This is a genomic window from Bradyrhizobium sp. B117, from assembly GCF_038969555.1.
GTDB lineage: Bacteria > Pseudomonadota > Alphaproteobacteria > Rhizobiales > Xanthobacteraceae > Bradyrhizobium.
Genome location: NZ_CP152414.1, coordinates 9,592,829 through 9,613,246, shown reverse-complemented (window position 1 = coordinate 9,613,246; position 20,418 = coordinate 9,592,829). Strand labels below are relative to the sequence as shown.

The 20,418-nt window shown below is 65.0% G+C and carries 19 protein-coding genes; 5 read left to right on the top strand and 14 right to left on the bottom strand.

Features of this window, described 5'->3' with window-relative positions; all coding sequences use genetic code 11:
• The first annotated feature begins 9 nt into the window (after window positions 1-9).
• Window positions 10-1,347 (top strand): MFS transporter, encoded by a 1,338-nt coding sequence (locus tag AAFG16_RS45630; RefSeq protein WP_342735790.1) that lies wholly within the window; start codon window positions 10-12, stop codon window positions 1,345-1,347.
• A gap of 267 nt (window positions 1,348-1,614) precedes the next feature.
• Here the strand turns inward: AAFG16_RS45630 and AAFG16_RS45625 are convergent, their stop codons facing one another.
• From AAFG16_RS45625 to soxX, 11 genes are all read right to left on the bottom strand, one after another.
• The gene (locus AAFG16_RS45625) at window positions 1,615-3,330 is read right to left on the bottom strand and encodes an amidohydrolase family protein (protein ID WP_342735788.1); all 1,716 of its coding nucleotides are present in this window, start codon (window positions 3,328-3,330) and stop codon (window positions 1,615-1,617) included.
• Between the two features lie 228 nt (window positions 3,331-3,558).
• The gene (locus AAFG16_RS45620) at window positions 3,559-4,764 is read right to left on the bottom strand and encodes an MFS transporter (RefSeq protein ID WP_342735786.1); all 1,206 of its coding nucleotides are present in this window, start codon (window positions 4,762-4,764) and stop codon (window positions 3,559-3,561) included.
• 327 nt (window positions 4,765-5,091) lie between these two features.
• Complete coding sequence (locus tag AAFG16_RS45615) at window positions 5,092-5,253, bottom strand: hypothetical protein (protein ID WP_283082686.1); 162 nt, start codon at window positions 5,251-5,253, stop codon at window positions 5,092-5,094.
• Window positions 5,254-5,340: 87 nt separating this feature from the next.
• Window positions 5,341-6,381 carry an MBL fold metallo-hydrolase gene (locus AAFG16_RS45610; protein WP_283082685.1) on the bottom strand — a complete coding sequence of 347 codons (1,041 nt, stop codon included), beginning with the start codon at window positions 6,379-6,381 and terminating at the stop codon, window positions 5,341-5,343.
• Window positions 6,382-6,686: 305 nt separating this feature from the next.
• Window positions 6,687-7,139, bottom strand: a complete 453-nt coding sequence (locus AAFG16_RS45605; RefSeq protein WP_342735783.1) for a hypothetical protein — start codon at window positions 7,137-7,139, stop codon at window positions 6,687-6,689.
• A gap of 2 nt (window positions 7,140-7,141) precedes the next feature.
• A complete protein-coding gene (soxB, locus tag AAFG16_RS45600) occupies window positions 7,142-8,887 on the bottom strand; it encodes a thiosulfohydrolase SoxB (RefSeq protein ID WP_342735781.1) in 1,746 nt (581 codons plus the stop codon).
• Between the two features lie 154 nt (window positions 8,888-9,041).
• Window positions 9,042-9,347 (bottom strand): hypothetical protein, encoded by a 306-nt coding sequence (locus AAFG16_RS45595; protein ID WP_283082682.1) that lies wholly within the window; start codon window positions 9,345-9,347, stop codon window positions 9,042-9,044.
• On the bottom strand, window positions 9,344-10,207 hold the full coding sequence (soxA, locus tag AAFG16_RS45590; protein ID WP_283082681.1) for a sulfur oxidation c-type cytochrome SoxA: 864 nt from the start codon (window positions 10,205-10,207) through the stop codon (window positions 9,344-9,346). Before soxA ends, AAFG16_RS45595 begins: the two co-directional genes overlap by 4 nt.
• Window positions 10,207-10,518, bottom strand: a complete 312-nt coding sequence (gene soxZ, locus AAFG16_RS45585) for a thiosulfate oxidation carrier complex protein SoxZ (RefSeq protein WP_342735779.1) — start codon at window positions 10,516-10,518, stop codon at window positions 10,207-10,209. The genes soxA and soxZ overlap by 1 nt, the downstream gene beginning before the upstream one ends.
• A gap of 15 nt (window positions 10,519-10,533) precedes the next feature.
• Entirely contained in the window at window positions 10,534-11,025 is a 492-nt protein-coding gene (gene soxY / locus AAFG16_RS45580; RefSeq protein ID WP_342735777.1) for a thiosulfate oxidation carrier protein SoxY, read from the bottom strand.
• Between the two features lie 37 nt (window positions 11,026-11,062).
• The gene (gene soxX, locus AAFG16_RS45575) at window positions 11,063-11,419 is read right to left on the bottom strand and encodes a sulfur oxidation c-type cytochrome SoxX (RefSeq protein ID WP_342735775.1); all 357 of its coding nucleotides are present in this window, start codon (window positions 11,417-11,419) and stop codon (window positions 11,063-11,065) included.
• A gap of 275 nt (window positions 11,420-11,694) precedes the next feature.
• Here soxX and AAFG16_RS45570 point away from each other — a divergent pair, with 275 nt between their 5' ends.
• On the top strand, window positions 11,695-12,369 hold the full coding sequence (locus AAFG16_RS45570) for a DUF938 domain-containing protein (RefSeq protein ID WP_342735773.1): 675 nt from the start codon (window positions 11,695-11,697) through the stop codon (window positions 12,367-12,369).
• Between the two features lie 242 nt (window positions 12,370-12,611).
• Here AAFG16_RS45570 and AAFG16_RS45565 read toward each other — a convergent pair whose 3' ends face one another.
• Entirely contained in the window at window positions 12,612-14,681 is a 2,070-nt protein-coding gene (locus AAFG16_RS45565; protein ID WP_342735771.1) for a prolyl oligopeptidase family serine peptidase, read from the bottom strand.
• Window positions 14,682-14,878: 197 nt separating this feature from the next.
• Here AAFG16_RS45565 and AAFG16_RS45560 point away from each other — a divergent pair, with 197 nt between their 5' ends.
• Together AAFG16_RS45560 and AAFG16_RS45555 are read left to right on the top strand one after the other, a co-directional pair.
• Entirely contained in the window at window positions 14,879-16,126 is a 1,248-nt protein-coding gene (locus AAFG16_RS45560; protein ID WP_342735769.1) for an MFS transporter, read from the top strand.
• A 220-nt stretch (window positions 16,127-16,346) separates the two neighbouring features.
• Window positions 16,347-17,582 (top strand): MFS transporter, encoded by a 1,236-nt coding sequence (locus AAFG16_RS45555; RefSeq protein WP_342735767.1) that lies wholly within the window; start codon window positions 16,347-16,349, stop codon window positions 17,580-17,582.
• A 141-nt stretch (window positions 17,583-17,723) separates the two neighbouring features.
• Here AAFG16_RS45555 and AAFG16_RS45550 read toward each other — a convergent pair whose 3' ends face one another.
• Both AAFG16_RS45550 and AAFG16_RS45545 read right to left on the bottom strand, forming a co-directional pair.
• Window positions 17,724-18,218, bottom strand: coding sequence for a VOC family protein (locus tag AAFG16_RS45550; protein ID WP_342735765.1), 495 nt, complete (start codon window positions 18,216-18,218; stop codon window positions 17,724-17,726).
• Between the two features lie 298 nt (window positions 18,219-18,516).
• On the bottom strand, window positions 18,517-19,062 hold the full coding sequence (locus tag AAFG16_RS45545; RefSeq protein ID WP_283082673.1) for a carboxymuconolactone decarboxylase family protein: 546 nt from the start codon (window positions 19,060-19,062) through the stop codon (window positions 18,517-18,519).
• Window positions 19,063-19,198: 136 nt separating this feature from the next.
• On the opposite strand from AAFG16_RS45545, the gene AAFG16_RS45540 reads away from it, so the two are divergent.
• Window positions 19,199-20,398, top strand: coding sequence for an acyl-CoA dehydrogenase family protein (locus tag AAFG16_RS45540; protein WP_342735763.1), 1,200 nt, complete (start codon window positions 19,199-19,201; stop codon window positions 20,396-20,398).
• Window positions 20,399-20,418 lie beyond the last annotated feature (20 nt).

Below are 20,418 nucleotides of genomic sequence, written 5' to 3'. Positions count from 1 at the left end.
GGGAGAATCATGAGCGCTCAGGGAATGCCGTCCGCGGCGGGTACGACGGCAGGGACGTCCAAAGAAACGCCGAAGGGCGCCTGGACCGTCACGTTTCTGCTCTTTCTCTTCATGCTGGTAAACTTCGCCGACAAGATCGTCGTCGGCCTCGCCGGCGTGCCGATCATGACCGACATGAAGCTCAGCGCCGAGCAATTCGGCCTGCTCGGCTCCTCGTTCTTCTTCCTGTTCTCGATCTCGGCGATCGTGGTCGGCTTCATCGTCAACAAGGTGCCGACGCGCTGGGTGCTGCTGACGCTGGCGGTGATCTGGGCGCTGGCGCAGTTTCCGATGGTCGGCACCGTCTCCTTCACCACGCTCTTGATCTGCCGCATCGTGCTCGGCGCGGGCGAAGGACCGGCGTTCTCGGTCGCGGCGCACGCGATCTACAAATGGTTCCCCGACGAGAAGCGCACGCTGCCGACCGCGATCCTGTCGCAAGGCTCGGCCTTCGGCGTCATCCTCGCGGTGCCGGCGCTGAACTGGGTCATCGTCAATCACTCCTGGCACTATGCCTTCGGCGCCCTTGGCGTCGTCGGCTTGATCTGGGTTGCGGCCTGGCTCGCGCTCGGCAAGGAGGGCCCGCTCGAGAGCACGCAGGTCGCGGCCGCGACCGAGCCGGCGATCCCCTATTTGCAGCTTCTCACCTCGCGCACCTTCATCGGCTGCGTCGCGGCGACCTTCGGCGCTTACTGGGCGCTGTCGCTCGGCCTCACCTGGTTCACGCCCTTCATCGTCAAGGGGCTCGGCTTCTCGCAAAGCCAGGCCGGCTTCATCTCGATCCTGCCCTGGGTGTTCGGTGCCACCATCGTGATCCTGACCGGGTGGATCTCGCAGGTGATGATGGCGCGCGGCTACAACACCCGCGTCGCCCGCGGCGTGCTCGGCTCGGTGCCGCTGGTGATCGGCGGGCTGATCCTGGCGATGATGCCGCATGTTCAGGGCGCGGGCCTCCAGATCACCGCGCTCGTGGTCGGCACCGGCCTGTGCGGCGCGATCTATGTCGTCTGCCCGCCCATGCTCGGCGAGTTCACGCCGGTGTCGCAGCGCGGCGCCATCCTCGCGATCTACGGCGCGCTCTACACACTCTCGGGCATCATCGCGCCGAACGTGATGGGCACCGTGATCCAGCGCGCCGGCAGCATGCTCGACGGCTACATGACCGGCTTCAGCATCAACGCCGCCGTCATGGTCGGCTCCGGCCTGCTCGGCCTGTTGTTGCTCTGGCCGAACACGGAGCGCGCGAGGCTCACGGGTGGTGCGCCGGCGCAGCCCGCCCCGCTGAAGGGCGCGGTCTCGCCGACGTAAGGGGACGCTGCCAACCCCAAACACAACAGTCGTCCCGGGGCGCGCCAACGGGTCCGCGCGAAGCGCGGCCCGATGACAGGCTCCGCGCGAGCCCGGGACCTCCGCGCGAGCGCTTGCGCTCGTCGCGATAACCACAGGGAGTTGTTTGGCGGAAGGCCGTAACTCCGCTCGTCGCAAAACTATTGCTGCGGCGTATGGGTCCTCCGCCTTCGCGGGGACGACACCGAGAGTGAGGCGCGGCTTTCGCGCCTCAGCCACAGCCGTCGCCTAATTCATTCCCTGCGCACCACGAACGAGCTTGCCCGGCCTCTGCCCCGTTGCCTCGCCGTGCCGCCGCGTCACTACGCCCGACACGATCGTCGCCTCATAGCCGTCGACATCCTGCAACAGCCGCCGCCCGCCGACCGGCAGGTCGTAATGCACCTTCGGGGGATGCAGGTGCAGCCGGTCGTAGTCGATCACGTTGACGTCGGCCTTGTAGCCGGGCGCAATCAGCCCGCGGTCGGTGAGGCCGACCGAGAGCGCGGTCTTGCGCGACTGCGCGGCGACTACGAACGGGATCGTCAGCTTCTCGCCGCGCTTGCGGTCGCGCGTCCAGTGCGTCAGCAGATAAGTCGGGAAGCTGGCATCGCAGATGATGCCGCAATGCGCGCCGCCGTCGGACAGGCCCGGCACCGATTGCGGATCGGTCAGCATCTCGCGCGTCGCATCGAGATTGCCGTCGGAATAGTTGAGAAACGGCACGTAGAGCATGCCGCGGCCCTCGTCCGACAGCATCGCATCATAGGCGAGCTCCTCAGGCTGGCGGCCCTGCCTCCGCGCCTGCGGCCCCAGCGCGTTCTCCGGCGGCTGCTCGTAATCGGGGGGATCGCCGAGCAAGAACATCTTGTCGTAGTTCGGACGGAAGAACAGCGGATCGTCGGTCGACGTCGCCGTCTCGCTCAGGATCGCCCTGCGCACCTCGCTCTGGTGCAGCCGCGCCAGCCGCTCCTGCAGAGGCAGATGCGCGATCGCCTTGTAGCTCGGATGGGTCTGGAACGGATTGCGCGACAGCTCGAGCCCGAGCAGCAGGCCGACTGGGCGCGCAGCGATCTGCGCGGTGATGGAGAGGCCGCGTTTCGCCGCCGCATTGATCTCATCCAGCGTCTGGCGCCAGCGATTGGGCGATTTGTCGTTCTGCGTGATCGAGAACGAGATCGGGCACTTTGTGCTGTCCGCCACCCGCAGCATCATCGGCAAATCTTCGTGGATGGTGGAGAGATCCAGTACGAATTGCAGCACGCTGCGCCCCTGCCGGTGCATCGCGTCGGCGATTGCGGTCAGCTCGTCCTCGCCGGCCTTCAAGGTCGGCGTGAAATCGCCGGTCGAGGTGCGGTGGTTGAGCGTGCGCGAGGTCGAGAAGCCGAGCGCGCCGGAGCGCACCGCCTCGCCCGCGAGCTTCGCCATCGCCGCGTTGTCTTCCGCGGTCGAGGGATCGCGGCGGGCGCCGCGCTCGCCCATGACATAGACCCGCAGCGCGGCATGCGGCAGCTGCGCGCCGACGTCGATGTCGAAATCGCGCTTGCTGAGCCAGTCCATGTAATCCGGAAAGCTCTCCCAGGCCCACGGAATGCCGGCGCTCAAGACCGGCTCCGGAATGTCCTCGACGCCTTCCATCAACTGGATCAGCCGGGTGTGATCGGCGGGCTTGCACGGCGCGAAGCCGACGCCGCAATTGCCCATGATCGCGGTGGTGACGCCGTTCTGCGAGGACGGCGTGATGTCCTGGCTCCAGGTGACCTGGCCATCGTAATGGGTGTGGACGTCGACGAAGCCCGGCGTCACCAGCTTGCCGCGCGCGTCGATCTCTTCGCGGCCCTTGGCGGAGACCTTGCCGACCTCGCTGATCCTGCCACTGGTGACGGCGACGTCAGCCTCGAACAGCTCGCCGCCGTTTCCATCCGCGACAGTGCCGCCGCGGATCACGAGATCAGGGGTGCTCATGGTGTTTCTTCCCGTTTTGTTTTGTTGTGTTTTGCTTTATCGGCTCGTCGTCCCGGACAGGCACAGCGAAGCGGAGCGCCGATCCGGGACCCCCGCGCGAGCGCTGCGCTCGTCGCGATAACCACAGGGAGATGTTTTGCGACGACTCGGAGTGTCCAGCTTCGCGCTTCAACCGCTCCTTGTGGTTATGGGTCCCTGCGTTCGCAGGGACGACAATTGAATTCTTGGCTACGCCTTGGCCGGCTTCCGTTCCGTGAACGGCGACAGCACCACCGTCGCCAGCATGAAGATCACGGACGCCCCGAACACCCAGTGCGGTGCGCTCTGGTCCATGATCCAGCCGAACAGCAGCGGTGAGACGATGCCGCCGAGATTGAAGCCGGTGGAGACGATGCCGAAGGCGCGCCCGGCGGCGCCGGGCGGCGCGGCGTTGCGCACCAGCATGTCGCGCGACGGCGCGATCACGCCGGAGAGGAAGCCCGCGGTCGCCATCGTCGCGGTCAAGGCCCAGCCGGGCAGCGTGACCAGCGCGATCAGCAGCACGATCGCTGCATTCGCGGCAAAGCAGGCGGCGGCGACATAGCCGTGATGCTCGGTGTAATCGGCGAGGAAGCCGCCCGCGAGCACGCCGGCGGCGCTGGCGCCGAGGAACGCGGTGAGCGCGACATTGGCGATCGAATAGGACGCGCCATAGCCGCTCATCAGCGCCACCACGCCGAAATTGTTGATGCCGGCGACCGACAGGCTGAGTAGCGTGAACAGCATAGTGAGCATGATCAGCGCCGGCGTGATCACGGCTTGCTTCGGCACGGCCGCGTTGCCCGACTTCTTCTTGTGCGCGCCGGCTTCGGGGATGCTCATGGCTACCAGCAGCAGTGCCACCAGGATGGCGATCACGCCCGAGGCGATCAGCGCGCCGGTACCACCGGACACCATGACCAGCGCAGCAACGATCGCCGGCGCCACCGCGCCGCCGAGATAGCCGGCAAAGGTGTGGACCGAGAAGGCGCGGCCCATCCGCGCTTCGTCCATGTGCTCGGCCAGGATGGCGTAGTCGGCGGGGTGATAGACGCTGTTGGCGAGCCCGAGCAGCACCGCGCAGGCGATCAGCGAGGCATAGCTGAGATGCAGGCCGAGCAGGATCAGCGCGAGGCCACCGAGCGTAAGGCCGCCCAGCAGGAGCTTCCGCGCGCCAAAATGATCGACGAGATAGCCGGTCGGCGCCTGCGTCAGGCCGGACACGACCGCGAACACCGTCAGCGCAAAGCCGAGCTCGATATAGCCGACCCCGAGTTTCTCCTTCAGGAACGGAAACAGCATCGGCAGGACCAGCATATGGAAATGGCTGACCCAATGCGCGATCGAGATTCCCGTCAGCGTGCGCAGCGCGCTGTCCGCCTTGCCTTGCTGCGGTGCGGCGAGAACATCGGCCATTGCAGTTCCGTTTCACATCCTGGAGGGGATGGGCAAACTATCGGGGAGAGCGGTTATTTGTCCATGAACGCAGGCGCATGGCAGGTAGTGCGGGTGGGGGCTGCAATCGCGATGATTGCCCGGCGGTGCAGGGGGGCACACTGCGCTCCCTCCCCCCCCCTGCGGGGGAGGGCCGGGGAGAGGGGTGGCCCAGCAAAAGGTCTATCGGTCGTCGCTGCAAAGAGTCTGTTGCGCTCTCGACAAAGTGTGCCGTGTGGCACCCCTCTCCCTAACCCTCCCCCGCAAGGGGGGAGGGAACGTACCGTTCGTGCGGCAAGCTTCACGCCCTCACAACGGCTCGTCGTCATTGCCGTAACGATCCCGTTTCGGCGTGGCGATGTCGCCGTCTTCGTAATCGTCGTCGAAGTCGCGCGGAGGCGGGGGTGTCTTTGTCTTGTCGTCAGCCGTCTTCGTCTTCGGCGGCGCGCTTGGCTTGGCGGTTTTGGCCATGGCTGGTCCCGGATGGTGATGCTTCACCCGATTCTATCCGGAAAATATGTGGGGTTCCCTGATCTGTCGCAAGGCTGCGTAGCGGCGTCAGGCGTGCACCACCGGCCCGCCCGCCTTCTTCCAGGCATCGATGCCGCCGGCGATGTGCGCGGTATTCGACAATCCCGCGTCCTTCGCGGCGGCCACCGCCATCGCCGAGCGCTCGCCGAAGGCGCAGAAGAACACGACGCGGCGGCCGGTCGCGGCCGCGACCTCGCGCAGCATGCCGCCGGGCTTCAGGCTCTCCTCGACCGACGGATAGGGCGTGTGCAGCGCGCCTTCGAGCATGCCGTGCTTCATCCGTTCATTGGTCTCGCGCAGATCGACAAGCAGGATGTCGGGCCGGTGGAGCGAACGGATCGCCTCCGCAGCGCTGAGCGCGCGGCCTTCCTTCGCCAGCTCCTCCTGATGCAGGCCGACGCGCATGTTGGCGGGCACCGCGACGTCCATCATCTTCGGATTGGGCAGCTTCAGGTTCGCCATCAGCTCGATATATTCGTCGACCGAGCGCACCTGGAGCCGTGGATTGTAGCGCTTCTCCTCGCCGATGGTGGAGACGGTGTCGCCCTTGTAGTCGTGCGCCGGGAACACCATGGTCTCGTCCGGCAGTTTCAGCAGCCGGTTGAAGATCGACTCGTATTGTGCGCGCGATGAACCGTTCTGGAAATCAGTGCGGCCGGTGCCGCGGATCAGCAGCGTATCGCCGGTGAAGACGCGGTCGCCCATCAGATAGGAGTAGGAATCGTCGGTGTGGCCGGGCGTGTACATCACGTCGAGCGACAGGCCCTCGATCGTGACCTTGTCGCCGTCGGCAACCCGCATCGCCACCACGTCGGCCTTGGTCTGGTCGCCCATCACGGTCATGCAATGGGTGCGGTCGCGCAGCTCGCCGAGGCCGGTGACATGGTCGGCATGCAGATGGGTGTCGACCGCCTTGACCAGCTTGAGGTCGAGCTCGCGCAGCAGCTGGCAATAGCGATCGACCTTCTCCAGCACCGGATCGAGGATCAGCGCCTCGCCGCCGGGCCGGCTCGCGAGCAGATAGCTGTAAGTGCCCGAAACGCTGTCGAAGAGCTGGCGGAAGATCATGGCAGGCCCCGGCGTGGAACTGGTTTCGAGGATTCTACTACGGGGCAGGGAAGAAAGAGAAGCAATTCACTGTGTAGATGGTAATATTTGGAAGATTCTTCTTGCAGGGGGATGGGAGGGTGGCTTAGGGCACTCTGCCCCCCACCCCTGCTGTCATCGCCCGCCTTGTGCGCAATTGCGCACTGGGGCGGGCGATCCAGTATTCCAGAGACAGTGAGGGGGTACGGAGAAGCTGCGGCCTACTGGATTCCCCGCTTTCGCGGGGAATGACAGCGGTGAGTAGCGTGGGACTGCCCTGACGCCCCCTACGGCCTCACCACCGTATACCCGTTCTCCGCCAGGAACAGGATCTGCCCGACCCCGACCTGCACCGGCGTCCCCGCCGGAATGAACTCCGGCCGCTTCCCCGTCTCCCGCTCGATCGTATCCACGGTGTTGAGGCAAATGTCGAAGCGCACGCCCTGCGCGATCAGGCTTTCGACCTGCTTGCGGCGCTCGCTGCCAACAAGCAGCAGTTCGATGCCGGGACCGAACGCGACGACCTCGATCGCGACCTTGTCGGGGTCGTAGGCCTTCAAGAGATTGTTGGCGATGCTCAGCACCAGCGCCTGCTTCTTCACATCGCCGTCGGAGAGTTGGAGCACGATCTTGTGCTCGGCGAACGGCTTGTCCTGGAGCGGCACCTGCTGGGCAAAAGCCTGCGGCATCGTCATCCAGGCGAGCAGCATCAGCACGCGAAGAATTTGCGACCGCATCATCCCTATCCCGCAATGCCCGGATTGCCCTCGACGCCCTTCAGCGTGACGCCGCTGCCGAGCCGTTCCTGAAGCATCCGGCCCGAGCGCAGATATTTGGCGACGACGTCCCACACCGGCGCGCCCTGCTGGCCGTTGACCGAGGCCCAGCCCGCGACCTTGTAGCGGTGGCTGGCGCTCAACGCCTTGCCGCCATTGAGCTTCAGCTCCGAGATGCGGCTGCCGATCGCGTTGGTTGGGCTGCAGGTGTAGCTGAGCCCGCCGGCGCGCACCATGTCGCCGCCCTGCTGGTAATAGGGATCGGCGTTGAAGAGGTTGTCGCAGATGTCTTCCAGCACGTCCTTGATCTCTGCGCCGGTCATCTCCTGCACATAGGTCTCGGGGTAGCTGATCGCGGTCTCCGCGAGCACATCCTCCATGGTCAGCGCCTGGCCCGACAGCGCGGTGACGCCCCAGCGGAAGCCCGGCGACAGCGCGATCTCCGCGTCGAGCTCGGTGCGCAGCGCTGTGCAGATCAGCTCGTCCATGGGCCCGGCGAAATTGTCACGGCGATAGAGCAGGCGGTCCGGGGTGGCGATCTTCTCCGCCCAGTCGGTCACATGCGGCGCGCGCAATCGGCCGATCAATTCGGCCATGGCCGGATCGGGCTTGAGCAGCTCGGAATAGACCGGCAGCAGATGATATCTGACGTCGCCGACCTTGCCCTTCTCGAGCACGAGGTCGAGTACGCCCAGAAACTTCCCGTTGGAGCCGGCATTGGTGACGAGCGTGGTGCCGCCGGCATTCGTCACGGCAATCGGCTGCGGCACGGCGTCATGGGTATGGCCGCCGAGGATGACGTCGATGCCGGTGACGCGGCTCGCGAGCTTGAGATCGACGTCCATGCCGTTGTGCGAGAGCAGGATGACCGCATCGACCTTGTCGGTGCTGCGCAGGCCGTCGACGTGCTTCTGCAGCTCTTCCTCACGGATGCCAAAGGTCCAGTCGGGCGTGAACCGCTTGGGATGCGCGATCGGCACATAGGGAAACGCCTGGCCGATGATCGCGACGCGATGGCTGCCGAGTTCCTTGATCACCGAGGGCTTGAACACGCGCCCGCTGGCCTTGTCGAAGGCGAGCGCGTCGTTGAACGCGGCTTCCTCGGTGAGAAAAACGTTCTGCGCCAGAAACTCGCCTTTGAAGCGCTCGAGATTGTCGCGCAGCACCTGCTCGCCATAGGTGAATTCCCAATGCCCGGTCATCGCCTCGATGCCGAGCAGATTGGCGATCTCGACCATGTCGCGGCCCTGCATGGTGTTGGCAAGGCCGGTGCCCTGCCAGAGATCGCCGCCGTCGACGAGCACAGATCGCTTCTCACCGGCCTCGCCGCGCAAACGGTCGATCAGCGTCTTCAGATGGGCAAAGCCGCCGAGCTTGCCAAAGCGGCCCGCGGACTTCTCGAACTCGAAGCAGGTGAAGGCGTAGGCATCGGCGCTGTCGGACCGGATGCCGAACCGCTCCAGGAAAGCGCGGCCGACCAGATGCGGCGGCCGCCCCGCCATCTCGCCGATGCCGATATTGACGCTGGGCTCGCGGAAATAGACCGGATTGAGCTGCGCATGCGTGTCGGTGGTGTGCAGGATCCGCGCATTGCCGAACCGTTCGAGGTCGTAAATGCTTGCGGTCTCGGCGCCGCGCGCGAGCCGGGGCAGGCTGAGCGAGGTTGCGACAGCGGCTGTACTCTTCAGGAAATCACGGCGGCGGATGGCCATCCCAGATTCTCCGCGCCTATGCTCGGCTACGACAGTTCAACACGCTCAAGTCTAAAGCATGATCCGGAAAAGTGCGCAGCGGTTTTCCGAAAAGATCATGCTCAATCAAAGAGCTAAAGCGCGATGGCGATCCTAATCCTAATCGCATCGCGCTTTAGCGGATTTCCATGGCCTTCCAGGCTTCTTTTTCGGACGCCGCCTGGACAATCGACGCCTTCGCCAGCGCCTCGGCTTCCTTGGAAGCGGCAACCGCGCGGTCGAAATCGGCGCCATCGGCCGCCTTCTTGGCGGCGGCGAGCGTCGATACGGTCACGGTCCACTGGTTGCGCATGCCGGCTGCCTCCTTGGAGGCGGCCTCGGCGGCGGCATAGGCCGCCTTGTAGTCCGCCTCATTGGCCGCGCGGGCGGATGGCGCGAGGCTTACGGCGAGCAGCATGGCCAAGGCAAGTGACAGCTTCATGGCCGCGCTCCCGGGCCTGAAATCGGCAGGCCGTTGGCGACGTAGGACAGGAAATACTCGACGTCGCGATATTCATCTGCCTGCGGCTCGAGCGGAACCGCGCGGGTCTGGCTGTTGCAGGTGACGAAGCGGCGGCTGGTCGTGCCCATGCCGCTCCATTCAGACCGGTAGATCGGCATTGCGTTCAAAATGCCGAGCGCGGGGGCCAGGATCTCGGCGCGGATGCGCTCGCCCGGGCTCTGCACATGGCAGCTCGCGCAGGAGAAATTCAGCTGGCCGCGGCGGGTGTAGAAATAACGCTTGCCGTTCTCGAAGGCTTCGAGTGCGCGGGGATCATCGGGAATCTTGATGTCCATCGGCTTGCCGCGCGACGTGTAGGCCATGTAGGCGGTCAGCGAAGCCATCTCGTCCTTGACGTAGGAATAGGGCGCTTCGCCATTGGCCTCGCGGCAGCGGTTGAGCGCGAGCTCCAGCGTGACGACCTTGCCCTCTTTCGTGTCGAAGTAAGGATAGTTCTGGCGAATGCCGATGCCGCCGTTCGGGAAGCAGTCGGCATAGGTCTTGCCGTTCTTGAACGGCGTCGCGAACATCTCCTTGCCGGCATCGAGCGCGAACTCGTAAGGCGGAAATTCCTCCTTCTCCTGCCACTGCCGCTTCATGTCGGCGTTCATGGAATAGGGACCGTTGACGAAGTCCTCGTGCTTCACATCCGGAAACTTCTGGAAGAAGAAATTCTGGAACGCCTTCGCGTCGGCGACGGGATCGACCTTGTCGGCCGCGACCACGCGCGGGGAGGTCAGCGCGAACGCGACCAGCGCGGCGCTGAGCGAGCCAAGCAGGAGCGAGGTGCGGGCCTTCATCACGAAATCTTCGCGGTGGTCGTATCCGACGCACCCTTGTTGTCGGTCCAGGAGATCTTGAGCTCGTCGCCCTTCTTGGCGCCCTTGAAGCTGAACTTGACGTAGGGGTCCTTGGAGACCGCGGTGCCCCAATCGGCAACGAAGACGTCCTTGCCGTTGCATTCGAACTTCAGCTGCTGGATGAAGTGCGCGGGGATCAGCTCGCCCTTGGAGTCCTTGACGAGACCGGTGTCCATGGGGTGCTGGATCAGTGTCTGCACCTCGGTGATGTCGCCGTTGGCGGTGGCGCGGACGCGAATGCTGGATGCCATGTCGATTGTCCTCGCTTAACCGCCGCAGCCGCCGACGGTGACCTTGACCTCTTTGGTCGCGCTGTAGAGCTTGCCGTCGGCTTCCACGATCGCGGTCACGTTGGTGGTCTTGGCCATTTTCAGGCGATTGGCGACGCCCGGCAGCGTGCCGTCGGGAATCCTGTAGGAAGCCGCGAGCGGGTTCGGGTTCTCGGCCACGAAGAACGAGATCGAGGTCACCTTGTCGAGCGTCGTCGTCACCGAGATCGGCACCACGCCGCCGTTCTCGGCGATCTCCGGCGCGTCCAGCTTGATCTTATCGGAGGGCTCGGCGGTCTTGCCGTAGAGCGCCTTGATCGCATCGGCTTCGTTCTTCAGCTTGAACGCCTCTTCCGGATACTTGTCGTTGGCTGCCGCGAGCGCAGACGTGGCTCCGAACGGCAGATTGCCAAGGCCGAGCAGCGCGACGCCGGCTGCGCCCTGAAGGATCAGGCGCCGCGTCGGATGAGGGCCGGTCACGGTGGTCATCTCAAATCTCCTGCACTATCTCTTGGCGTGCCTGAAGTCACAGGGTCTGCAGGAAATCAACGATCGCGCTGATCTCCTGCTCGGTCAAAATCCGGTTCCGGCCGAACGGCGGCATCATGGTCTGCGGGTTGCGCTTGGTCTCGTCGAAGATGATCGCGACCAGCTCGTTGCGATCAGGGTATTTTGATTTGATGTCCTTCAGCTCCGGACCGATCGTTCCCGGCAGGTCGCCGCCCTTGATCACGTGGCAGGTCAGGCAGTTGCCCTTGCCGCGGTCGAAGGCGAGCTTCTGGCCCTCGGCGACAGCGGATTGCGCCTGCGCAGGGCTTGCGGCAAGGCCGGCTGCGAGTGCCAGCAGGAGGTAAAGGACGGGCGTCCGGGGAAGGGCGGTCAAGGCGTCGTTCCGAGGCGTTATGTCGATGATCTCGTTCGCGGAAATATAGCGTTCCAAAGCACAAAGGGCATCGCCTGACAATCAAGACTATGCACGCGGCAAAATGGAGTTAATATCTTCCGCATTGCAACTAAAGAGATTATTTGTTCGGCGGATTCGGACCCAAGAGTTTCGGACCCAAGGGTAAGGTCAACGGACGTGGGTCGGCTGTTTTCAGGGCGTTTGGGCGCTCGTTCTGTTTTTTATCTCGTTCTTGTTTTTCAAGGGGACCTCAATTGGCGGACTATGTCGTCGAATTTGGCAGGGACGGCGGACGGGTCGAACCGGACGGGCGGCTCGACGCGCCGGCATTTCATCGCAATCACGAGCCGCTCTGGGCGGCGCTGGAGACGCATCTCGCCGGGCTGACCGGCAACGTGGTCGAGGTCGGCAGTGGAACCGGCCAGCACGTGGTCCATTTCGCCCGCCACACGCCGGACCTCGTGTGGTGGCCGAGCGATCTCAACCAGCGGCATCTGAAGAGCATCGAGGCCTGGCGCGTCCATTCGGGCCTGCAAAACATCCGCTCGCCCCTACGGATCGATCTCACCGATCCCGACTGGTGTCCGGAGATGCGAAGCGGGCAGGCGCCGACCAGCCTTGCCGCATTGTTCTGCGCCAACGTCATCCACATCGCGCCATGGAGCGTGGCCGAAGGCCTGTTCGCCGGCGCCGGCCGCTACTTGCGCGCCGACGGCAAGCTGTTCCTCTACGGCCCCTTCAAGCGCGACGGCAAGCACACTGCGCTCAGCAATGCCGTGTTCGACACCTCCTTGCGTGAAGGCAATCCCGAATGGGGCGTGCGCGATGTCGGCGATGTCGAGAAGCTGGCAACGGCGGCAGACCTGCGCTTGGTCGACACCATCGAGATGCCCGCGAATAATCTGACGCTGGTGTTTTCTCGGAGTTGAGCGCGGCGAGATCCGGGCTGTCGGCGCGACGGCGGTGCGCTCCCTCCCCCCTTGCGGGGGAGGGCGGGGGAGAGGGGTAGCCCAGCAAACGGTCTATCCGTCTGCGATCGTGCCGCGCGCGCGATTGGAGAGAGTCCCCGTGTGGCACCCCTCTCCCTGCCCCTCCCCCGCAAGGGGGGAGGGAATGAGGGAGCAGTGCCCGCCTCACGTTACGCTCCGATCAAAGCTTCGACGGGACGGCGCTAGCCCTCCCCATCTCGCCAGCCGATCTTCTCCTTCAAGAAGCGGAAGCCGATCACCTCGAAGCCGGCGCGCTCCTTGTTGTCCTTGCCATAGCCGTGGCCGCCGGCGGCCGGTTCGTAGAACCAGGCCTCGTAGCCCATCGCTTGCAGCTTCGCCGCCATCTTGCGCGCGTGGCCGGGATGGACGCGATCGTCGCGCCGCGTGGTGGCGATCAGGATCGGCGGATAGGACTGGCCGGCTTTCACGTTGTGATAGGCGGAGTAGGTCTTCAGCCATTCCCACTCCTCCGCCTTGTCGGGGTCGCCATATTCCGCGATCCAGCTCGCGCCCGCGAGCAGTTTTGTGTAACGGCGCATGTCGATCAGCGGGATGGTGCAGAACAGTGCACCGAACCGCTCGGGATAGCGCACCAGCATGTTGGTGATGAGGATGCCGCCGTTCGATCCGCCCTGCGCGGCGATGCGCTTTGCGCTCGTCACGCCGCGGCGGACGAGATCGGCTGCGACGGCTGCGAAATCGTCATGCGACAGCTTCTTGCCAGCGAGCCGGCCGGCATCGTGCCAGCGCGTGCCGAACTCGCCGCCGCCGCGTAAGTTCGCCTGCACCGTCGTGCCGCCGCGCTCCAGCCACAGCTTGCCGAGCGAGGCGTTGTAGTACGGCTTCACGGAATGTCCGAAGCCGCCATAGGCGCTCATGTAAACCGGCGCATCGCCGGTGTCGGTCGCGGGACCCGTCTGCACATAGGGAATGCGCTCGCCGTCGACCGAGATCGCCTCGTGCTGCGTCACCACGAGGCCGTCGGCGGTGAATGTCTTCGGCGCCTGCTTCAGCACCATCGGGCTTTCGACGCCGCGTTCGAGCAGCAGCAGAGAGGGCGGCGTCAGCGGATCCTGCACATTGGCGAGCAAATCGCCATTGCTCTCGCTGGGATGACGGTCGAGCGGCCAGACGTCGACGACCCCGATCTCCGGCAGGCCGGGAAGCGTCTTTCGGCTCCAGGCGGTGGCGGACGGCGTGCAGATTTCGAAGCGCGGCTGGAGCTCGTCGAGGATCGACAGCACCAGCTTGCCCGCGGCCCAGAACAAGCCCTGCAGCGCCCGCCGCGGCGCCGGCTCGAACAGCACCGCGAAATCGCGGCTGCCGGCGAGGAAGGCCGAGAGCGAGATGCCGAGCACGGTGTCGGTGGCATAGCTGCGGCCTTCGACCGTCCAGTCCTTGCGCAGCTTGATCGCGAACCAGTCGCCATGCGCCTGCATCCAGATGCCGGTCGGCAGATCGAGCTTCGTCGTGGAGCCGGTCGCATCGCGCAGCCAGATTGCGTGATTGAAGAAGTCGATTTGCTCGACGATCCAGACCCGCGGTGCAGGTCCGGTGTCGTCGCTCATGCCGTAGATCATCATGTGATCGGCAGTGGTCTCGATGATCACCTGCGCCTCGCCGACAGGCTGTCCGCGTCGCCAAAGCCGGACTGTCCGCGCATAGCCGGAGCTCGTCGCCATGCCCTCGCTATGCGCGCTCGACAGCAGAAGCGTGTCGGCATCGAGCCAGTCGACGCCGCCCTTTGCTTCCGGCAGCGCAAAGCCGTCCGTGACAAAACTCTTCGTGGCGAGGTCGAACTCGCGCAAGGTGACGGCGTCGCTGCCGCCGCGCGACAGGCTCAGGATTGCCCGCGAGCTGCCGGGCATCGTGGCCATCTGGCTCAGCAGCCAGTCCTCGCCTTCGTCCGCTGCGAGCTTGTCGACGTCGAGAAGCGTCTCCCACGCGGGACTCGCTTTGCGAAACTCCGCCAGCGTGGTCCGCCGCCACAGGCCGCGCGGGTTGGTGGCGTCCTTCCAGAGATTGTGCAGATCGCTGCCGCGCCGGCTGACATAGGGGATGTTGTCGGGACGATCATAGATCGCGGCGAGGATGTCGCGGTCGCGCTCGAAGGCCGCGCCGCCGAAGGCAGCGAGCGTCAGCTGATTCTGCCGCTCGACGAAATCAAGCGGCTGCTTGCCTTCGATCTCCTCCAGCCAGAGCCAGGGATCGTCATCGGGTGCGCTGAGCGTGGGCCTGTCGTCGGCGGACATGAACGAAACTCCGAAAAATCGCGGCGGATAGGATTTGATCGAGCGCAAGCCGTCAAGGGCGTGCTCCGGTATCATCCGCCTGATTGCGTCAGAGGCATGGCCCGCGCCCGTTTGCGCCGGTTGCCCGCCCTCCCGTGCCCCTCCATAGTGCCGGGAATCAACGCGCTCCTCGAGAGCCCCTTGGGGCGGAAATGCCGATGCTAGACGTGACTTCAGCCAACGAGATCGCCGACGATTCGCGCGTGCGTGCCAATGTGGTGCGCCTTGCGGCCGCGCAGGCGCTGACCGGCGCCAACTCGGCGGTGATCTTCGCCACCGGTGCGATCGTCGGCGCCACGCTCGCGCCCGACATGTCGTTCGCGACCGTGCCGATCTCGATGTATGTGGTGGGCCTCGCCGCCGGCACGCTGCCGACCGGTGCGATCTCGCGCCGCTTCGGCCGCCGCGCCGCCTTCGTGGTCGGCACCGGCCTTGGCGCGCTGACGGGCCTGCTCGGCTGCTTCGCCATCCTGCACGGCTCGTTCGCGCTGTTTTGCCTCGCGACCTTCCTCGGCGGCCTCTATGGCGCGGTGGCGCAATCCTATCGCTTCGCCGCCGCCGACGGCGCCAGCGTCGCTTATCGGCCCAAGGCCGTGTCGTGGGTGATGGCAGGCGGCGTGTTCGCCGGCGTGCTCGGTCCGCAGCTCGTGCAATGGACCATGGACGTGTGGTCGCCTTATCTGTTCGCCTTCAGCTTCCTGGTGCAGGCCGCCGTGGCGCTGGTCGCGATGGGCATCGTCGCCGGCGTCGATATGCCCAAGCCCGCGCCGGCCGATCTGCACGGCGGCCGGCCGCTGCTCACGATCGTCAGTCAGCCGCGCTTCATCGCCGCCGCGCTGTGCGGCGTCATCTCCTATCCCGTGATGAATCTGGTGATGACCTCGGCGCCGCTCGCCATGAAGATGTGCGGCCTGTCCGTCTCCGATTCCAATTTCGGCATTCAATGGCACATCGTCGCCATGTACGGCCCGAGCTTCTTCACCGGCGCGCTGATCGCGCGCTTCGGCGCGCCCGTGATCGTCGCTGCCGGCTTGCTGCTGGAAGCGGGCGCCGCCGGCGTCGGCCTCTCCGGCCTCACCGCGATGCACTTCTGGGCCACCTTGATCGTGCTCGGCGTGGGCTGGAATTTCTCCTTCATCGGCGCCTCCGCGCTGGTGCTGGAGACGCATCGCCCGCAGGAGCGCAACAAGGTGCAGGCCTTCAACGACTTCCTGGTGTTCGGCATGATGGCGATCGGCTCGTTCTCCTCGGGCCAGCTGCTGGCCAATTTCGGCTGGTCCGCGGTGAACATGGTGGTGTTCCCGCCGGTGGTGCTGGGCCTTGCCGTGCTCTCGCTGGTCTCCTGGGCACGACGCCGCAAGGCACGGCTGGAGGCGGCCATGGGCGAGTTCCCCGACGCGGTGTGATGCGCAACAAGTTGGCAGGAGGCTGTCAGCACCGTTGATAGTTCGATCCCGGTCGAAGTGATTTTCGGGAGTAGGTTACTAGATGTCGTCATGGCCGGGCTTGTCCCGGCCATCCACGTCTTAGGACGCTGAAGAAAGAACGTGGATGCCCGGGCATAGGCGAGCGGAAGCGACGCCGTCCTTCAGACGGCTATGCCCGGGCATGACGGAGTAAGCGGCGATGCTCGATAATCTTCATCATCCACCCATAGGCGAATCCTCCCTCCGCTACGAAGGCTGGCGCATCGTCGCCGTCTGCTTCCTACTCGCGACCTTCGGCTGGGGGCTCGGCTTCTACGGACAGAGCGTCTATGTCGCCGAGCTCCAGCGCGCGCGGGGCTGGCCGGCCTCGCTGATCTCGTCCGGCACCACGTTCTTCTATCTGTTCGGCGCGTTGCTGGTCGTCTTCGTCGGCGAGGCCGTCCGAAAATATGGCGCGCGCATCTGCCTCATCGCCGGCACGCTGGCGATGGCGGCAGCTAGCGTCGCGATCGGCGCGGTGCGCGAGCCCTGGCAGCTTTATCTCGCCGACGCTGTGCTCGCCTTCGGCTGGGCCGGCACGAGTCTCGCCATGATCACCAATACGATCAGTCTCTGGTTCGACCAGAAGCGCGGCATGGCGATCAGCCTCGCGCTCAACGGCGCGAGCTTCGGCGGCATCGTCGGCGTGCCGCTGCTGGTGACGCTGATCGGCCATATCGGCTTTGCCAGCGCGATGTACGTCGCCGCCGGCGCCATGCTGGTCCTGCTCGTGCCGGTGATCCTGCTCGTTGTCGGCCGTCCGCCCGATCTTCACGGCTGGCAGGCGACAGCGAAAGCGAAGCCGCAATCGTCGACAGAGATCCGCGCCTGGGCGCTGCGCGATCTCGGTTTCCTCACGGTGACCATTGCGTTCGCGCTGGTGCTGTTCGCGCAGGTCGGCTTCATCGTCCACCTGATCTCGTTCCTCGACCCCGTGATCGGCCGCGAGCGCGCCGCGGTTGCGGTCGCGGTGCTCACCGCGATGGCGGTGGTCGGCCGCGTGCTGTTCTCGCTGGTGATCGACCGCCTCAACCAGCGGCTGGCGTCGGCGCTCTCATTCCTGAGCCAGGCTGCAGCACTTCTCGTCGTCATCAATCTGCACAACGACTACGTGCTGATCGCGGCCTGCGCGGTGTTCGGCTTCTCGGTCGGCAACCTCATCACGCTGCCGTCGCTGATCGTGCAGCAGGAGTTCGACCCCGCCTCGTTCGGCGTGCTGATCAGCCTGAACACCGCGATCAACCAGGTGACCTATGCCTTCGGCCCCGGAATCGTCGGGGCCTTGCGCGATTGGTCCGGCAGCTATTCGCTGCCGTTCTATCTCTGCATCGCGCTCGAGGTGGCGGCGGCTGCGTTGATCATGGTGCAGCGCGCGCCACAAGCAAAACTCCCGTAGGGTGGGCAAAGGCGCACAGCGCCGTGCCCACCATCTGTCAACGTCTCTCGCGAGAATTGGTGGGCACGCTTCCGCCTTCGCTCTTCGAGCTACGGCGGACAAGTCGCTTTGCCCACCCTACGAGATCGTGTCCCTACAAGATCACGCTTCGCGCTGCCTCAAGAGGTCCTCCACATCCAGCCGCTTGGTGAACATCGCCAGCTTTCCGTCCGGCCCGAACGGCCACTGCTCTCGAGGCTTGTCCCAATACAGCTCCACGCCATTCTGGTCCGGATCGCGCAAATACAGCGCCTCGCTGACGCCGTGGTCGCTGGCGCCGTCCAGCGCGATGCCGGCCGAGAGCACCCGATGCAGCGCGTCCGCCAGCGCCGGGCGGGTCGGATAGAGGATGGCGGTGTGAAATAATCCCGTCGTGCCCGGCGGCGGCGGCGAGCCGCCCTTGCTCTCCCAGGTGTTGAGCCCGATGTGATGATGATAGCCGCCCGCCGAGATGAAGGCCGCGCCCGAGCCCATGCGCTGCATCAGCTCGAAGCCGAGCACGCCGCAGTAGAAGCCGAGCGCGCGATCGAGATCGGCGACCTTGAGATGGACGTGGCCGATCCTGGTGCCGGCGGCGACGGCGGATGTTTGCGACATGTGGCTGCTCCGTTTCTGAACTCCACATAGGCCCGGCTTCGGGACGGCGCTACTGGTTCATCCCGAAACCCAGCGTTTCCGAATGGGAAATCCATTGGGGTGAATGCATGGTTCTGTGTCAGCCCAGGCGGAGGTTCACCTCTCCCAAAGGGAGAGGTCGGAGCGCATCGAAGATGCGAGCCGGGTGAGGGGTTACGCTCTCACCAGAAGCTGCGGCCCCTCACCCGGATTGCTTCGCAATCCGACCTCTCCCCGCTGGGGAGAGGTGAACGCCGACTACACTCAATTTTCACTCGCTCTAGCTAAGCTCCGGCACCTCGCCGTCGGGCAGCTCGAACTCGAACGTGTTCAGCGTCATCGACACCATGGTGTAATAGCCGCATAGCCCGATCACCTCGACCACACCGCGCTCGCTGAGGAGCTTCACCGCCTCATCATAGAGGCCCTTCTCGACGCCGTGACCCTCATGCAGCGACTTCGCGAGGTCGTAGATCATCTTAGCCTTGGGATCGTCGAACTCGGGCGTGCGGCGGTCGCGGATCGCGTCGATGATCTCTAGATCCATGCCGCCCGCGAGCGCGAGGCGCTTATGCGCATACCATTCGTAATGCGCGGTCCAGTGCCGTGCCGTCACCAGGATGGCGATCTCCGAGAGTTTTGCCGGAAAGATCGTATCGAAGCGCAGCACTTCGCCGAGCCGCGTCGCATGGCGCGCCATCTCCGGGCTGTTGAGCCAGGCCATCATCGGCGCCGGCGGCTTGCCGCGCTTGCCGGCAATCGACTCGTCATAGGTCTGCCGCTGGCTCTCGTTCATTTCGCCAGGCGAAAGAAGCTTCAGGCGCATTCTCGTTTCCTCTTTGTTTTCAAGCACCGTCGTGGCCGCGACTATAGCGGAATGCGGCTGCGGAAGTGGTTGAATTCCACGGTGCGATGGCCCAGAGTCGCCGCCAACAAGTCGATTTTGATTGATGGAAACGACCATGAGCGACACTGAAAACGCCGATCTCGAGACATTCCGCAACGAGACGCGCGCCTGGCTGGAAGCCAATTGCCCGCCGGAGATGCGCAAGCCCGTGACGTCGGACACCGATGTGTTTTGGGGCGGGCGCAACGCAAAGTTCTCGTCCGAACCGCAGCGCATCTGGTTCGAGCGCATGCGCGACAAGGGTTGGACCGTGCCGGATTGGCCGAAGCAGTATGGCGGCGGTGGCCTCAGCGCCGCCGAGCACAAGGTGCTGCGCGCCGAGATGGCCAAGATGGGCGCGCGCCCGCCGCTGTCGAGCTTCGGCATCTGGATGCTCGGACCCGCTCTGCTGAAATACGGCAATGACGCGCAGAAGCAGGAGCATCTACCAAAAATCGCGGCGGGCGAGATCCGCTGGTGCCAGGGCTATTCCGAGCCCAACGCCGGCTCCGATCTCGCCTCGCTCCAGACCCGCGCCGAGAGCGACGGCGACGATTTCGTCATCACGGGCTCGAAGATCTGGACCTCCTATGCCAATTACGCCGACTGGATCTTCTGCCTGGTGCGCACCGATCCTGCGGCGAAGAAGCACGATGGCATCAGCTTCATCCTGTTCGACATGACCTCGAAGGGCGTGACGACCAAGCCGATCCTCTTGATCTCCGGCTATTCGCCGTTCTGCGAAACCTTCTTCGACGGCGTCCACGTGCCGAAGTCGCATGTGGTCGGCACCGTCAACCGCGGCTGGGACGTCGCAAAATATCTGCTGCAGCACGAGCGCGCGATGATCTCCGGCATGGGCGAGCGCGGCGTCGGCCGTCCGCTCGGCCAGATCGTAGCCGACTCGGTCGGCTCCGACGCGCAAGGCAAGCTCGACGATGCGATGCTGCGCGGGCAGATCGCAACGTTCGACGTGGATGAAGCCGCGCTTGCGGCTTGCGCGGAGCGCGCGGTCGATCTCGCCAAGGCCGGGCAGGCGCATCCAGCGTTCTCCTCCGCGATGAAATATTACGGCACCGAGCTCAACAAGCGCCGCTACGAGATCCTGATGTCGGCCGGCGGCGTCGATGCGCTGGAATGGGAGAGCGAGCGCTCCAAGCAAGGCGCCCGCCCGCGCGCCTGGCTGCGCACCAAGGCGAATTCGATCGAGGGCGGTACGAGCGAGGTGATGCTCGGCATCGTCGCCAAGCGTATCCTGGATTTGCCGGGGGCGTGAGCACGCTCTCACCACCCGTC

Bases quoted from the DNA above. Each gene is read 5' to 3' on its own strand.
- soxY (WP_342735777.1), bottom strand. From the start codon at position 11,025: ATGACCACCGTGACCGGCCCTCATCCGACGCGGCGCCTGATCCTTCAG.
- soxB (WP_342735781.1), bottom strand. From the start codon at position 8,887: ATGGCCATCCGCCGCCGTGATTTCCTGAAGAGTACAGCCGCTGTCGCA.
- soxA (WP_283082681.1), bottom strand. From the start codon at position 10,207: ATGAAGGCCCGCACCTCGCTCCTGCTTGGCTCGCTCAGCGCCGCGCTG.
- AAFG16_RS45595 (WP_283082682.1), bottom strand. From the start codon at position 9,347: ATGAAGCTGTCACTTGCCTTGGCCATGCTGCTCGCCGTAAGCCTCGCG.
- AAFG16_RS45630 (WP_342735790.1), top strand. From the start codon at position 10: ATGAGCGCTCAGGGAATGCCGTCCGCGGCGGGTACGACGGCAGGGACG.
- soxZ (WP_342735779.1), bottom strand. From the start codon at position 10,518: ATGGCATCCAGCATTCGCGTCCGCGCCACCGCCAACGGCGACATCACC.
- AAFG16_RS45550 (WP_342735765.1), bottom strand. From the start codon at position 18,218: ATGTCGCAAACATCCGCCGTCGCCGCCGGCACCAGGATCGGCCACGTC.
- AAFG16_RS45545 (WP_283082673.1), bottom strand. From the start codon at position 19,062: ATGCGCCTGAAGCTTCTTTCGCCTGGCGAAATGAACGAGAGCCAGCGG.
- AAFG16_RS45540 (WP_342735763.1), top strand. From the start codon at position 19,199: ATGAGCGACACTGAAAACGCCGATCTCGAGACATTCCGCAACGAGACG.
- AAFG16_RS45560 (WP_342735769.1), top strand. From the start codon at position 14,879: ATGCTAGACGTGACTTCAGCCAACGAGATCGCCGACGATTCGCGCGTG.
- AAFG16_RS45565 (WP_342735771.1), bottom strand. From the start codon at position 14,681: ATGTCCGCCGACGACAGGCCCACGCTCAGCGCACCCGATGACGATCCC.
- AAFG16_RS45555 (WP_342735767.1), top strand. From the start codon at position 16,347: ATGCTCGATAATCTTCATCATCCACCCATAGGCGAATCCTCCCTCCGC.
- AAFG16_RS45625 (WP_342735788.1), bottom strand. From the start codon at position 3,330: ATGAGCACCCCTGATCTCGTGATCCGCGGCGGCACTGTCGCGGATGGA.
- AAFG16_RS45610 (WP_283082685.1), bottom strand. From the start codon at position 6,381: ATGATCTTCCGCCAGCTCTTCGACAGCGTTTCGGGCACTTACAGCTAT.
- AAFG16_RS45605 (WP_342735783.1), bottom strand. From the start codon at position 7,139: ATGATGCGGTCGCAAATTCTTCGCGTGCTGATGCTGCTCGCCTGGATG.
- AAFG16_RS45615 (WP_283082686.1), bottom strand. From the start codon at position 5,253: ATGGCCAAAACCGCCAAGCCAAGCGCGCCGCCGAAGACGAAGACGGCT.
- AAFG16_RS45620 (WP_342735786.1), bottom strand. From the start codon at position 4,764: ATGGCCGATGTTCTCGCCGCACCGCAGCAAGGCAAGGCGGACAGCGCG.